The 13,314-nt window shown below is 64.8% G+C and carries 13 protein-coding genes; 7 read left to right on the forward strand and 6 right to left on the reverse strand.

Annotated elements, in window-relative coordinates:
• Positions 1-32 precede the first annotated feature (32 nt).
• Together AC4ELH_RS13310 and AC4ELH_RS13315 are read left to right on the forward strand one after the other, a co-directional pair.
• Positions 33-458 (forward strand): MmpS family transport accessory protein, encoded by a 426-nt coding sequence (locus tag AC4ELH_RS13310; RefSeq protein WP_498885044.1) that lies wholly within the window; start codon positions 33-35, stop codon positions 456-458.
• On the forward strand, positions 455-3,352 hold the full coding sequence (locus AC4ELH_RS13315; protein WP_498884840.1) for an MMPL/RND family transporter: 2,898 nt from the start codon (positions 455-457) through the stop codon (positions 3,350-3,352). Before AC4ELH_RS13310 ends, AC4ELH_RS13315 begins: the two co-directional genes overlap by 4 nt.
• Positions 3,353-3,367: 15 nt before the next feature.
• Here AC4ELH_RS13315 and AC4ELH_RS13320 read toward each other — a convergent pair whose 3' ends face one another.
• Positions 3,368-4,399 carry a fused (3R)-hydroxyacyl-ACP dehydratase subunits HadA/HadB gene (locus AC4ELH_RS13320; protein ID WP_064880320.1) on the reverse strand — a complete coding sequence of 344 codons (1,032 nt, stop codon included), beginning with the start codon at positions 4,397-4,399 and terminating at the stop codon, positions 3,368-3,370.
• Positions 4,400-4,513: 114 nt separating this feature from the next.
• Between AC4ELH_RS13320 and AC4ELH_RS13325 the strand changes: the two genes are divergently transcribed.
• Positions 4,514-5,731, forward strand: coding sequence for a hypothetical protein (locus AC4ELH_RS13325; protein ID WP_498885056.1), 1,218 nt, complete (start codon positions 4,514-4,516; stop codon positions 5,729-5,731).
• Here AC4ELH_RS13325 and AC4ELH_RS13330 read toward each other — a convergent pair.
• Positions 5,688-6,263, reverse strand: coding sequence for a PadR family transcriptional regulator (locus AC4ELH_RS13330; RefSeq protein WP_498884842.1), 576 nt, complete (start codon positions 6,261-6,263; stop codon positions 5,688-5,690). The two genes, AC4ELH_RS13325 and AC4ELH_RS13330, sit on opposite strands and share 44 nt — an antisense overlap.
• A 102-nt stretch (positions 6,264-6,365) precedes the next feature.
• Here AC4ELH_RS13330 and AC4ELH_RS13335 point away from each other — a divergent pair, with 102 nt between their 5' ends.
• Positions 6,366-6,776, forward strand: coding sequence for a nuclear transport factor 2 family protein (locus AC4ELH_RS13335; RefSeq protein WP_498884844.1), 411 nt, complete (start codon positions 6,366-6,368; stop codon positions 6,774-6,776).
• A 49-nt stretch (positions 6,777-6,825) separates the two neighbouring features.
• On the opposite strand, the gene AC4ELH_RS13340 is transcribed toward AC4ELH_RS13335, so the two are convergent.
• The gene (locus tag AC4ELH_RS13340) at positions 6,826-8,685 is read right to left on the reverse strand and encodes a hypothetical protein (protein ID WP_498884846.1); all 1,860 of its coding nucleotides are present in this window, start codon (positions 8,683-8,685) and stop codon (positions 6,826-6,828) included.
• A 172-nt stretch (positions 8,686-8,857) separates the two neighbouring features.
• On the opposite strand from AC4ELH_RS13340, the gene AC4ELH_RS13345 reads away from it, so the two are divergent.
• The 3 genes from AC4ELH_RS13345 (at position 8,858) to AC4ELH_RS13355 (ending at position 10,227) form a co-directional block, all read left to right on the forward strand.
• On the forward strand, positions 8,858-9,196 hold the full coding sequence (locus AC4ELH_RS13345; protein ID WP_064957474.1) for an ArsR/SmtB family transcription factor: 339 nt from the start codon (positions 8,858-8,860) through the stop codon (positions 9,194-9,196).
• Positions 9,197-9,198: 2 nt separating this feature from the next.
• Positions 9,199-9,684, forward strand: coding sequence for an SRPBCC family protein (locus AC4ELH_RS13350; RefSeq protein ID WP_463791698.1), 486 nt, complete (start codon positions 9,199-9,201; stop codon positions 9,682-9,684).
• An 84-nt stretch (positions 9,685-9,768) separates the two neighbouring features.
• A complete protein-coding gene (locus AC4ELH_RS13355; protein WP_498884849.1) occupies positions 9,769-10,227 on the forward strand; it encodes a hypothetical protein in 459 nt (152 codons plus the stop codon).
• Positions 10,228-10,237: 10 nt separating this feature from the next.
• Here the strand turns inward: AC4ELH_RS13355 and AC4ELH_RS13360 are convergent, their stop codons facing one another.
• From AC4ELH_RS13360 to AC4ELH_RS13370, 3 genes are all read right to left on the reverse strand, one after another.
• The gene (locus tag AC4ELH_RS13360) at positions 10,238-10,870 is read right to left on the reverse strand and encodes a DUF305 domain-containing protein (protein WP_448444546.1); all 633 of its coding nucleotides are present in this window, start codon (positions 10,868-10,870) and stop codon (positions 10,238-10,240) included.
• A complete protein-coding gene (locus tag AC4ELH_RS13365; RefSeq protein WP_236734676.1) occupies positions 10,867-12,399 on the reverse strand; it encodes an LVIVD repeat-containing protein in 1,533 nt (510 codons plus the stop codon). Before AC4ELH_RS13365 ends, AC4ELH_RS13360 begins: the two co-directional genes overlap by 4 nt.
• 103 nt (positions 12,400-12,502) lie before the next feature.
• Positions 12,503-13,288 carry an MHYT domain-containing protein gene (locus AC4ELH_RS13370; protein ID WP_448444549.1) on the reverse strand — a complete coding sequence of 262 codons (786 nt, stop codon included), beginning with the start codon at positions 13,286-13,288 and terminating at the stop codon, positions 12,503-12,505.
• Positions 13,289-13,314 lie beyond the last annotated feature (26 nt).

The following is a 13,314-nucleotide window of genomic DNA, read 5'->3' on the forward strand; positions in this document are numbered from 1 at the left end:
GTTGCATTGGTCAACTTCGGGAGGCAGGGATGCTGACAAAAATATTCCGGAAGGTCTGGCTGCCGATCGCCATCATGGTTGCCCTGTCCGTTGGCTTTCTCACGGTCTCGCACCTGAGGACGATCTTCGGTGCGCATCCGGTGCTGGTCACACCGATCGGCGCTGACACCGCGGAGAAGTTCAATCCCAAGGTCGTCACCTATGAGGTGTACGGCTCGGGCGGTACGGCGGTGATCAACTACAAGGATCTTGACGGAATTCCACAGCGTGCCGGAACCGTGGGGCTGCCCTGGAGTCTGACGTTGACGACTACGGCCCCCTCGGCGTCACCGAACATCTTGGCCCAGACCGACGGCGACAGCATCGGTTGCCGAATCACCGTCGATGACGTCGTCAAGGACGAGAGGACGGCTACCGGAGTGAACGCACAAACCTTCTGCCTGGTGAAGGCAGCATGAGCGCGCCTCTAGACGATGCGCCGACCGCTCCCGTTCCAGGCCGGCGTCACAAGTCGCGGCCGGTCATCCCCCGGTTCATCCGGATTTTCGCTGTCCCGATCATCGTTATCTGGATCGCCTTGATCGCGATTCTCAACACCGTCGTGCCCCAACTTGAGGAAGTGGGCAAGATGCGGTCGGTGTCGATGAGCCCCAACGATGCGCCGTCGATGATCGCCATCAAACGTATCGGCACGAAATTCGAGGAATACCGCAGCAGTAGCTCGGTGATGATCGTGATCGAGGGACAGGACAAGTTGGGTGCCGACGCGCACGCGTACTACGACAAGATGATCCGCGACCTGCGCGCCGACACCAAACACGTAGAGCACGTGCAGGACCTGTGGGGCGACTCGTTCACGGCGGCGGGAGCCCAGAGCGTCGACGGCAAGGCCGCGTATGTCCAGGTTTACCTCGCGGGCGATCAAGGCGAGGCATTGGCCAATGAATCGGTGGACGCCGTTCGTCAGATCGCCGAGGAGAGCCCGGCGCCGCCGGGGGTCAAGGCGTACGTGACGGGCGCGGCGGCGACGAGCTCGGATCAGAACAGGATCGGCGACGAGAGCATGCGGATGATCGAGATGGTCACCTTCGGGGTCATCATCGTCATGCTGTTGGTGATCTACCGATCCGTGACCACCACGCTCCTCCTGTGCGTACTGCTTATCGCCGGACTGGCGGGTGCCAGTGGGCTGGTCGCATTCCTGGGTTACTACAACGTCTTTGGCCTGACAACCTTCGCGACGAACATGGTGGTGACCCTGGCCATCGCCGCGGTGACCGACTACGGGATCTTCCTGGTCGGCCGATATCACGAGGCGCGCCGAGCCGGCGAGGATCGAGAATCGGCGTACTACACCATGTTTGAAGGGACTGCCCACGTCGTACTGGCCTCGGGCCTGACCATCGCGGGCGCCACCTTCTGCCTTCACTTCACCCGGCTGCCCTACTTCCAGACGATGGGCTTCCCCTTGGCCGTCGGTATGGCGTTCGTCGTCGCGACAGCGCTGACGTTCGGAACCGCGCTGATCTCGATAGCCAGCCGCTGGGGCAAGTTCCTGGAGCCGCGCGGGAAGTCGAAGGCCAGAGGGTGGCGCCGGGTCGGCACCGCGGCGGTCCGCTGGCCCGGCCCGCTGCTGGTGTTCGCGGTGTCGGCGTGCCTGCTCGGTCTGCTCGCCCTGCCCGGCTATCACACCATCTACAACGATCGGAGATATCTGCCCCCTGATGTGTCGGCGAATGTCGGTTACGCGGCTGCGACCAGACACTTCTCCGAGGCCAGGATGAATCCCGACGTGATGATGATCGAGACGGATCACGATCTGCGGAATCCAGCTGACTTCCTGGTGATCAACAAGATCGCCAAGGAGCTGGCGCAGGTGCCGGGCATCGCCCAGGTGCAGACCATCACCCGCCCCGACGGCAAACCCATTGAGCACTCGACGATCCCGTACACACTCAGCCAGAGCGGCACGGGCCAGATCATGGGCAACGACTACCAGCAGGGGGTCATCGACAACATCCTGGCCCAGGCGGGCGAGATGCAGACCTCCATCGACACGATGCAGAAGATGCAGTCCATCACCCAGCAGATGGCTGCGGTCACCCACAGCATGGTGCAGAAGACGAAGAAGACCTCGACGGATACCAATGAGGTTCGCGACCACATTGCCGACTTTGATGACTTCTTCCGGCCGATCCGAAACTACTTCTATTGGGAGCCACACTGTTTCGATATCCCGGTGTGCTGGGCGTTGCGGTCGATATTCGACACTCTCGACGGAATCAACACGTTGTCTGACGACATTCAGGATCTCGTACCTGACCTGGAGCGCCTGGACGCCCTGATGCCGCAACTGGTCGCATTGATGCCGTCGATGATCCAGTCGATGAAGAACCAGAAGCAGATGATGCTCAATCAGTATCAGGTTCAGAAGACGCAGCAGGACCAGACCATGGCGCAGCAGAAGGACAGCACCGCGATGGGAGAGGCGTTCGACAAAGCCCAGAACGATGATTCGTTCTACATTCCCCCGGAAGCGTTCGAAACCGATGATTTTCAGCGAGGCATGAAGCTGATGATGTCGCCGGATGGAAAGGCCGTGCGGTTCACCATCATTCATGAAGGCGACCCGCTGACGCCCGAAGGCACGTCCCGTTCCGAGCTGCTGAAGAACGCTGCGGCCGCGGCCATCAGGGGAACACCGTGGGAGGGATCCTCGGTCTACCTCGGCGGTACCGCGGCGATGTTCAAGGACATGCAGCAGGGTGCCGACTACGACTTGTTGATCGCGGCAACGGCTGCGCTGATGTTGATCCTCATCATCATGATGATCCTCACCCGGGCTCTGGTGGCCGCGGCGGTCATCGTCGGCACCGTGGTGGTCAGCTTGGCCACCGCCTTCGGACTCTCCGTGGTGATATGGCAGCACATCGTCGGGATACCGCTGCACTGGATGGTGCTACCGATGTCGGTCATCGTGCTGGTGGCCGTCGGCGCGGACTACAACCTGTTGCTGGTGTCGCGGATGAAAGAGGAAATCCATGCCGGGTTGAAGACCGGCACCATTCGCGCCATGGGTGGCAGCGGTCCGGTGGTCACCGCCGCGGGGCTGGTGTTCGCGTTCACCATGGCTTCGATGGCGGTCAGCAAGCTGATCGTGATCGGCCAGGTCGGCACCACCATCGGCCTGGGCCTGATGTTCGACACGTTCGTCATCCGGGCGTTAATGACACCGTCGATCGCCACTCTGCTCGGGCGGTGGTTCTGGTGGCCGCAGCGGGTGCGGCCGCGCCCGCCGCGTTCCCCATGGCCCAAGCCCATCCAGCGAGATCCGGCGGAGGTGGCGTCGTGAGGCGGCGTCAGCGGGTCAGCTGAAGCGGATGTTCAGTGTCGCCAGGCCGAAGATCTTCTTTCCCTCGGATTTCGCCGCGACCAGGATGACGCCGGTGCGGGTCTCGGGGTCCAGCGACTTGATCTTTCCGCTGAACTCGATATCGCAGCCCTCCTTGGCCGACACGATCGCCGGCTGGGACAACCGCACCGCGTAGCGGGTGACGGCACCGGGGTCACCCGACCACGCGGAGACGAAGCCGGCGCCGAGCCCCATGGTGAGCATGCCGTGGGCGATCACGTCGGGCAGCCCGGCAAGCTTGGCGATGTCCTCGTCCCAGTGAATCGGGTTGGCATCGCCGGCCACGCCGGCATAGTTCACCAGGTCGCCGCGCGACAGCCGGGTGTGGTGCACCCCAAGTTCGTCGCCGACCTTGAGGTCGTCGAAGGACAGGGTTCCGGGCGTGCGGGTGAGGCCGCCTTCGGAGATCCGTACTTCGCCTTCGGGGCGCACGGTCTTCACATAATCGTCATCGGATGCGCCGATACCGGAGAAGTCGACGTCGTGCATCATCGCGTTCTGGACGGCGGTCATCGTCGCCGGATTGATGTCGTCTGCGGTGACGCCGACGACGGTGGTGTGCAGGGTGTGGACCCGCTCGCCGGCGGTGTCGGTGAAGGTGTTGGTGACGGTGATCATGTCGCGGCCCGCGATCCTGCGAACCGCCGTCAATTCGATGTCGATCTTCAGTTCGTCACCTGCCACGATCGGCCGATGCTGCTCGAAGACCTCTTCGGTCTGCAGGTAGGTGTCGTACCCGACGACCACCGATTCGAACATGCGCCGGTTGCAGGCCATGGCCGGGGTCGAGGTGAAGGTCAGCGGCGCGACCAGCCCGGCGTACCCCAGCTTCGCCGCGGCGTCGACGTCCCAGTGTGCGGGGTGATAGTCCTGCACGGCACGCGCGTACTCGCGTACCTTCTCGCGGCCTACCAGGTAGAGGCCGTCCGCCTCGTAGTAGTGGCCGACGCGGGCTTCGAGCGCCGATGCTTCTGGTGCTGCGGTCATGGATTTGCTCAACTTTTCTATCGGCTGTTCGCTGAAGCCGACGAAAGCACACTAACGTCTGCCCGGCGCTACGCGTACAACCGGCAATGTTCGATCAGCAGATATGGTGCGGCCATGCCCGGCCTCAGCAACCCCGAGATCGTGTCTGCCTACGCTGCCCGGTTCAACGAGTCGGTACTCAAAGGGCACACCGTGGCATCGCCGCTGGGTCTGTGGCTGCTGTTGGCGTTGGTCGGGCCGGCCACCGCGGGAGCCTCCCGCCGTGATCTCGAGGCGGCGCTCGGCACGACGGTCGACGACGCCGCCGCCCGGGCCGGCGTCATGTTGAGTGATCCGCACCCGGCGGTATCCGCACTCGCGGCGGTGTGGGACCGCGAACTGGGGCCGGCGTTCGACACATGGGCGCGGACCCTGCCGGAAGTGGTGGAGCGGGGCCCGGTCCCAGATCAGGCGCAGGCCGATGCCTGGGCGCGGTCTCAGACGAACGGGTTGATCGACCGATTCCCGCTCCAGCTCGGCGAATTGACCAGGCTGGTACTCGCTTCCGCGCTCGCCACCGACATCAGCTGGGTGGAGCCACTGGATACCACGACGGAGCTGGGCGGGGCCTTCGGAGACGCGGTCGGCACGGCGTTGACGTTCCGGGGCGGGATCCAGTTGGTGGTCGACACGGATGCTGCGGGTCTGGTCGCGGTGGCCTCACCGCCGTCGTCGTCCGCACTCGATGTCTTCAGCGTGATCGCCGCGCCGGAGGTGGCACCCCATGACGTGGACGCCGCGGCACATCAGGTGGCGGCGATGCTGCGCGGCGATGACCGTGCCGCCCGCCGGGTCCCCATCGAAGAGCTGACCGACGGGCACGCGTGGACCGTGACCGAGCGACGGGAACGCCGGGTCGGTGGTCCGGACGTACAGGCCGAATGGCGCAGTTACCTGCCGGCCTGGTCGGCGATCAGCGACCACGATCTCGACAACGCACCCGGGGTGGCCCCGGTGTTCGCGACGCTGGCCGGTTTCGTTCGGGACGAGGAGCAGCCGGCCGGCTTCGATGCGAAGCAGGCGGCCGTGGCCTCCTATTCGAGGACCGGGTTCAAGGCCGCCGCCATCACCGCGATGGGTATCCGCGCGGCGGGAATGCCGTCCTTCCACAAGGTGTTGGTCCGCCGGATCGAGATCCGCTTCGACCGCCCTTTCGCAGTACTGGCCTGTGCGGACCGTTACGAGGGGCCGGAGCCGTGGCGCGGTGTGCCGGTGTTCAGCGCGTGGGTCACCGAGCCGCAGGAGACTGTCAGCGACGAGGCCGGCCCGCCGCGCCCAGTCGCTGTTCGATGACGCCCAGTGCCCGGCCCGCCCAGTCGATGTTCTCTTCCTCGAACCGGATTCCCCGCAGCAGCGTGAGATACGGACCGATGCGTTCGGCCTCGGCCAGGTAGGCAGCCTCGGTGCGGCCGGCGAGCAGATGGTCCTGCGTGCGCCGGTAACGCCCGAGTTTGGCGGTGGCCCACTGCAGACGTTCGGCGAGGGCGTCGCCGACCGCCTCGATGTTGCCGGAATCCACCGCCTGGATCTGTACCAGGAGGTCTTCGCGGATAGCGCCTGGCTTCGGCGGCACCTCGGTGAACTCGACCAAGGCCTTGCGACCCGCGTCGGTCAGCGAGTACAGGCGCTTGTTGGGTCGCCGGTCCTGTTCGACGAGCCGCGCTTCGATCAACCCTTCGGCGGACATGCGGTCCAGTTCGCGGTAGAGCTGCTGGGGCGTGGCCATCCAGAAGTTGGCGACTGACGCGTCGAACCCTTTGGCCAGGTCATAGCCCGATGCCTCGCCGTCGAGGAGCGTGGCCAGGATCGCGTCGCGTAACGCCATGAGCCGATGCTAGCAGCAATGCGAATAATCAAAATGTTGACTATGGGAAGGGGGCGTGCCTACCATCGCCGCTAGTCGATGAATGGGTTGAGGAGGTGTCGTATGCATCCGTTCCGGGAGGCAGTCGAGGCGCGTGATGAGGCTGCGATCGAGGCATTGCTGGCAGACAACGTGGTGTTCACCAGCCCGGTGGCGTTCAAGCCGTATCCGGGCAAGCCGATCACCGCGGCGATCCTGCGCGGTGTCATGCGGGTGTTCGAGGACTTCCGCTACATCCGCGAGATCGCCGATGGCCGCGACCACGCCTTGGTCTTCGAAGCCACGGTGGATGGCAAGAAGATCACCGGGTGCGACTTTCTGCATGTCGATGACGAAGGCAAGATCGACGACTTCATGGTTATGGTTCGGCCACTGTCGGGAGCCACCGCACTGTCCGAGGCGATGGCTGCGCAATTCGAACAGATCAAACAGGAAGCGGCAGAACAGATTCAGCGAGAGTCCACCACTGCTTGATGAGCGGCCCGCCGCTGTCGCCTGATGAGCGGCTCGATCAGCGGCTCGCTCACGGCCTGATCAGCGTCCCCGCATCCGACGCCGCCTTCTTCAGTTCCGGAATCGTCATGTCGGCGTAGTCGGCGTTCACCGGTCCCGACGCGTTGCCCAGCCACGGCACCACGCCGGGATCCGGGTCGACGCCCAGGTGGTAGGCCTGGATGCCGGGCAGGTGGTACTGGAGGAAGTTCACCAGAATGTCGGCGACGAAGATCGCGGCGCCGATCGGCCCGGTGCTCAGCAGCGCAGCCGAGTTCATCAGTGGGACTGCGGCGTCGGGGTTGCCGATCATCACGATCGACCCGTAGTGCGGCTTGCTGCCTCCACCGGGCACGTACTCCGGCATGAACGGCTGCAGTCCGGGCAGGTCGGTGGAGAAATAGGCCGCGGTGTCGCCGTAGGTCAGCACGTTGACGAACCCGGAGTCGGCGCCGTTGCCCGGCACCGTGGTGTTGAGGCCAGGACTTTCGAAACCGACACCGCCGACGCCGGTCTGCTGCGCAACGTACGCGGCTTCCCATCCGCCGAGTGAGTGCCCGGTGACGAAGATGTCTTCCTTGCGGTAGCCCTGTGCGATCGCGGCGGCCTCCACCTCCTGCTCGAAGGCCACCGAGTCGAGGAAGGCCTGGGGTGGGGTGTCGGTGAAGATCACCTGCGTATCGGCGATCACCTGGGAGATCGCGATCAGCGGGTTGTGCAGCAGGTTCGTGCCGCCCGTCGTGCCCTGGTAGGCGATGATGATCTGGCCGTCCGGTGTCACCCAGGCCTTGCCGGACATACCCGTCAGCACATTGGTCGATTGCATCTGCTTGCCGTTGACCACGAACGGTTTCAGGTCGCCCGGGGTACCGCCCCACACGTACGCGGCGGTCGCGGCGTTGAGGAACTGCGACACGGTCGGGGTCTTGCCGGTGGTGGGCCCGTCATACGTCATCGTGGGCGGCACCGGTTGCGCGGCAGGAGTTTTGGTCAGCCCCAGCTGTCCTTCGATCTCGCGGAACGCCGCGAAGAGGGCGTTGTTGATCGGTGCGAAGTCGAGCGGGCTCTTCGGCCCGTTGGCGGACACGGTGATGTCCAGCACCTGCAGCACCGTGTTGACGATGCGGCCGGGCAGCTCGGCGATCTTGGCGATCGGCGAGAGCGGCTCAGGGGGCTTCGGTGTGGTCTTGGTTGTCGTGGTGACCGCGGCGACCTTGGCGACCTTGGCGGTCGGCGGGATTGCCTTCGCGGTGGTATCGGGGGCGGTCCGGACGATCGCGGTGAGATCCGGCAGCGTGGCCTTGATCACCGGGGCTTGAGCCGATGTCGGTGCCGATGCCTGCGCCCGTGACGGCGTGGCGTCCGGGAGCGCTGACGACGTGATCGCGGCCAGGCGTTTCGGGGTGGCTCGCGGCGAGAAGTCGGACTTGGCCGGCTGCGTGCCGTCGGGCTGGACCGGAGCGGTGGGCCTGATGTCGCGCAGCTTCCCGCGGACGAAATCGGCGATCGACTCCTGCTGCGGTGCCGGAGAATTCGCCTTGGAGGCGATGGGGGACCGTACGGCGGATGTGTCGTCGTCTTCGTCCGACGAGGTCGGCGCGGGGGATGTGGTGCCGGCGGCCGGGGTCTTGGGCGAGGACGGAGATGTCTTGCCCGGCCGGTTGCCGCGACGGTCGGTCGGCTTCTTGGGGCCGTGGCCGGATCCCGCGCTCGTATGGCTCGACGACTGGCCCGATGAGCCGGATGACCCGGAGGCGCTGGGGTCCGCCCAGGCAACGGTGTGCGCGCTGGTGCCTGCGATCCCGACACCGATGCCGACCGCTATGACGGACAGGCTGTACCGCAGCGGTATGCGCTTGGCTGTTTTCGGGCAGCGTGAACCGTGCGCCATTATCGATGTCCCCCTTGACATTCCCCGACGTTGTCCGCATCCGCCGGTGACGGGAATGCCGGCCGCAGCGAACACATGCCGGCTCAATATATATGACAACGTGTGATGCCAGTCACGAATCTCGGAACGAACCGCTTGACAACATACAACCAATCGGTTGTATATTTGAGAAGTGACCGAGCGTGACGAGGACCGGGCAGACGCCCTGTTCCACGCGCTCGCCGACCGGACCAGGCGGGACATCATGCGCCGGGTCCTGGCGGGGGAGCACTCGGTCTCGGTGCTTGCGGCGAAGTACGACATGAGCTTCGCGGCAGTGCAGAAGCACGTCGCCGTGCTGGAAAAGGCCGGGCTGATCACCAAGAGACGCAACGGTCGTGAGCAGTTGGCCAGCGGTGACGTGGAGGCAGTGCGGTCGGTGGCGTCCATGTTGACTGAGCTGGAACAGGTTTGGCGTGGCCGCATCGCACGCATCGATGAACTGATCGCATCCGATCCCAAGGAGGACTGACCATGCCCGTGACCGACGTTCAACACGACCTCGACAAACTGACACTGACCATCACCGCCGACTTCGCGGCGCCGGTGCAGCGCATCTGGCAGGTGTACGCCGACCCGCGTCAGCTCGAAAAGGTGTGGGGGCCGCCGACCTACCCGGCCACTGTGGTCGACCACAGCCTCACACCGGGTGGCCGCGTCACCTACTTCATGACCGGCCCGGAGGGTGACAAGCACGCGGGCTACTGGGAGGTCACCGCCGTCGACGAGCCGAGTAGCTTCGCCTTCGACGACGGATTCGCCGACCAGGACTTCAACCCGAACCCGGAGATGCCGGTTTCCAAGAACGTCTACACCTTTGCCGAGCACAACGGCGGGACCCGTGCCGTCTACGTGAGCACCTACGAGTCCGCCGAAGCACTTCAGCAGGTCCTGGACATGGGTGTGGTCGAGGGTGCTTCGTCGGCGATCAACCAGATCGATGAGCTGATCGCGTCCTGACCGACTGAGCGGGGATCGGGCCCGGTGGGCAATCACTTGTCGCGATAAGCGATCCGGGCCCACCTCCGCGTCGTAATCTCAGGTATGCATCCGCTCAGGGGTCTCGTCGGGGTAACCATCAGTGTCGTGTCGGCCGCGGCGGTGGCCGCGGGATGCACGACGACCGCAGGAACCCCGGTGGCGAAAACCACCAGCGCTGTCGCCTCCGACAGCGCCTCGACCGAACCGGCTCCTACGACGACCGAGTCGCCCAAGGCTGCCGAGCCGACCGGGGCGCCGGTCGGTACGGCGGTCATGAAGGTCCTCGGTGGATCCGCCCCGGTGACGATCCGCTACCGGATCAACGGCGGTGCCGAGCAAACCGAATCGAACGTGACGCTGCCGTGGGAAAAGCAGTACTCCGTCTATGGGGAGGTGGAGTCGGAGGTCGCCGCCGATGGCGGAAGTGCCACGCTCACTTGCACGATCACGATGGACGGCGACAAGTTGGTGTCGTTCAAGACCGAGGTGAACCCCGTCTGCAACTTCTCCTACTGGGGTTAGCGTTTCCGCCTCACGGATACGGCAGGGGTGTGGCGGCCCGCGATTTCATCAGGTGTTCCATGACCTGGATCTCCTGCGTCTGCTCGGTGACCATGGCCAGGGCCGTACGCCGGATCGCCTCGTTGGAGCCATCGCGGGTTTCGTCGAATGCCATCTCGGCGCCGCCCTGGTGGTGGCGGGTCATCAACTGGAGAAACAAGGCTTCATTTGCGGGGCCGGTGGCGCGCTGAAGGCGGGCCAATTCATCGGGGGACGCCATCCCCATCTGCATGCCGAGGGGCTGTCCGGTGTCGTGGTGATGGGACATGCCGTGTCCGGTGTGCTCTGTGGGCACCGTGGGGTTGAGGGGCTGTTCCGCCAGCTGTAGCCAACCGACCATGGTGCCGACCTCCGCCTGTTGCTGAAGTCTGATCTGGTCTGCGAGCGTGCGTATTTCGGGAGCGGCGTCCGCGCTGAGCAGGTCGCAGATGGTGATCGCCTGCTGGTGGTGGGTCATCATCATCTGCGCGAAGGTCACGTCGGCCTCTGACATCAGTGGCGGTGGGCTGTCGTGCCGGTGGGATTCGGCGAACGCGCCGAGAAACGCGGCGGCCGCGATGACGACGGTGGCGCCGAAAATGCGGGCGGGAATGGAAGCGCTCATCGTGGCGGGTAGACGGTCGGGTCCAGCTTCAGGGTCATGAACCCGTTGTCGGAGCACGTGACGTAGAGCAGGTTTCCCCGGAACTCCGGTGGTGACATGCACCAGTCTGCGGAGAAATCGGCCGGCTGTCCCCAGCCCGGCCGGTTGCCCAGCACGATGTCGGAAAGCTGGATCTTCCCGTCGAGGGCAGCCCGTCCCACCCCGAATATTCCGGTGAGTGGTGGGGTCGCGAGAACCGAAAGATTGTAGACGTGAATCGAATTGGGTAGGTCCTCGTACTTCTTGTCGGACTGTGCCGGTGGGTTGAAATAGGCGAGTTCCGTGATGTGCTCTGGGTCGCGGATGTCGAACACCCGGATACCCGACTGGATCCAGCCACAGGCCAGGGCCGTCGGATCGTCTTGCCGGTCCACCGAACAGTAGTGAGAGTCGTAGGCGAACACCCCGTTGAATCCACCGCTGCTCGTCCAGTTGTCCATGTGTTCGGGCAGATTGATCTCGAGTTTGATGATGTTGCGCAGCTTGAGGTCGGTCGGGTCTGAGACGTCGAACAGCTTGACGCCCCCGGAACCGAGTTCGTCGATGGTGAAGATGTGCGGTACGCCTCGGTAGGTGACGTAGACGCTGTGCTGGGCCTCCTGCCCGTCCACCCAGGCTTTGTGGCTGTAGGCCGGAAGCAGTTGGTGCATGGTGAAATCGGGTGCCACCCGGTCCTGTACCGCAGAGGTGTCGAGCACCGTCAAGCCGCTGAACTGCGACATGTACATGGTCCGCCCGTCCGGTGCGAAGCCCATGCCGTGTGAGGCCCAGCCGACCGGCGCGCTCCACACCACATGCGGAGCAGTCGGATCGGTGATGTCCACCGCACTGTTCCAGATGATGCCCCCGGCCCAGTAGGTGTTGCCGTCGGGCGAGAAGTTGCCCTCGTGGGTGAGCATCGGGATCCGTACGCCGGGAAGGGAACCGGCGCCCTCGTTGAGCAGCCGGGGGTGCCGACAGTCCTGTGAGATGTCGTAGATGGAGATGTAGCCGCCCCCGAACAACAGGGGAACGCCCGTTCCGACCAGCAACCCCCGGCCCGCGTGTACCTTCAGGGACTCCCAGGTTCCGCCGACCATCGCCGGCTCGGTGAGCAGATCGGCCTGGACCGGGTGGGCAGGGTCGGACGCGTCGATCACCTGGACGCCGTTGGTGTAGGGCCAGGTGGACCCGACGTAGGTGCAGTTCTTGTATGAAGTGCTCGTGATGCCTGCGCCGGTGCCCTGGTGCTGACCGACCAGGTCGATGTTGCAGTTGTAGCCCTGCGCGCTGCGGTGGGATTCCCGGTCCGCAACCGGCACCTCACCCTGCAATCCGGTCTCGACCCGGTCGCCCGGTCGGCATTGCGCCTTGTCGACCGCGGTCGGCCAGATGTCGAAGCGCGTGTCGTATCCCGGCGGAAGTCCGGCGTGGGCCACAGCCGACGGCCCCAGTCCTGCGATGGCCACGAGAAGCGCGACGCATACCGCGCGGAGGAGGTTGTCCAGCATCGACCGCATCATGGCATTGCGGAACGTCGCTGCGGACAGAAACTGTCAGATTCGGACAGTTTTTACAGTCAGGCGGCGAAGTGTTGCGCCCGTGGGCACCGTTCTACCGGTGCCGCCCGGCCGTCGCTGCCACCGGTCGTGACTCGGAGTCCGCGTTCTCGGCGCTGCGATCAGGAGCCAGCATCACTGCGGTGATCGGGACCACGAGCGCGAGCAGGCCGATCACGAAGACCGGGAACAGGAACGAGAACACTTCGGGCCCACCGGGAACCGGCATCGTGTGGTCGACATCGACGCGCACCGCGGCCATGCCCGTGTAGTGCATGCCGACGACGGCGACACCCATCACGAGGCCGGCGACGAATCGGAGACCACGGGACTTGAGGACGAGGGTGAACCAGAGCGCTGCGGTGGCGGCGACGACGGCGATCACGAAGGAAAGGACGACAAGCGCGGTGTCGTAGGTCATCGTGCCCTGCATCTGGACGGCCCACATGCCGGTGTAGTGCATCATCGCGACGGCGAGCCCGGTGATGACGCCACCGGCGAGCAGGCGCGTCAGATCGAAGGTGCGACCGATCGTGATCAGGCCGACGAATACCGCCGCGATCGCGATGACGGCCGACGCGACGGTCCAGCCGAGGTGGTAGCGGACCATGCTGTTGGGGATCGCGAAACCGAGCATCGCGATGAAGTGCATGAGCCAGACGCCCACGCCGCCGATGGCGATCGAAGCCATGAGCAGCCAGCGGAGGCGGTCGCGTCCGTTGGTCGCAGTTGCACCGCAACGGGTGCATGCCAGGCCGACGACCGATCCGGTCACCGACACGATGTATGCCAGGAACAGCAGCCAGAGGCCCATGTCGAAGTGATGTACTTGGTGGTTCACGGTGGATTCCTCGAGACTGTGAGACT

The organism is Mycobacterium shunyiense, assembly GCF_058270075.1.

Excerpts from the sequence above, each read along its gene's own strand:
- AC4ELH_RS13350 (WP_463791698.1), top strand. The coding sequence starts at position 9,199 with ATGCCCGTGACCGACGTTCAACACGACCTCGACAAACTGACACTGACC.
- AC4ELH_RS13335 (WP_498884844.1), top strand. The coding sequence starts at position 6,366 with ATGCATCCGTTCCGGGAGGCAGTCGAGGCGCGTGATGAGGCTGCGATC.
- AC4ELH_RS13355 (WP_498884849.1), top strand. The coding sequence starts at position 9,769 with ATGCATCCGCTCAGGGGTCTCGTCGGGGTAACCATCAGTGTCGTGTCG.
- AC4ELH_RS13340 (WP_498884846.1), bottom strand. The coding sequence starts at position 8,685 with ATGGCGCACGGTTCACGCTGCCCGAAAACAGCCAAGCGCATACCGCTG.
- AC4ELH_RS13330 (WP_498884842.1), bottom strand. The coding sequence starts at position 6,263 with ATGGCGTTACGCGACGCGATCCTGGCCACGCTCCTCGACGGCGAGGCA.
- AC4ELH_RS13325 (WP_498885056.1), top strand. The coding sequence starts at position 4,514 with ATGCCCGGCCTCAGCAACCCCGAGATCGTGTCTGCCTACGCTGCCCGG.
- AC4ELH_RS13320 (WP_064880320.1), bottom strand. The coding sequence starts at position 4,399 with ATGACCGCAGCACCAGAAGCATCGGCGCTCGAAGCCCGCGTCGGCCAC.
- AC4ELH_RS13365 (WP_236734676.1), bottom strand. The coding sequence starts at position 12,399 with ATGCTGGACAACCTCCTCCGCGCGGTATGCGTCGCGCTTCTCGTGGCC.
- AC4ELH_RS13315 (WP_498884840.1), top strand. The coding sequence starts at position 455 with ATGAGCGCGCCTCTAGACGATGCGCCGACCGCTCCCGTTCCAGGCCGG.
- AC4ELH_RS13360 (WP_448444546.1), bottom strand. The coding sequence starts at position 10,870 with ATGAGCGCTTCCATTCCCGCCCGCATTTTCGGCGCCACCGTCGTCATC.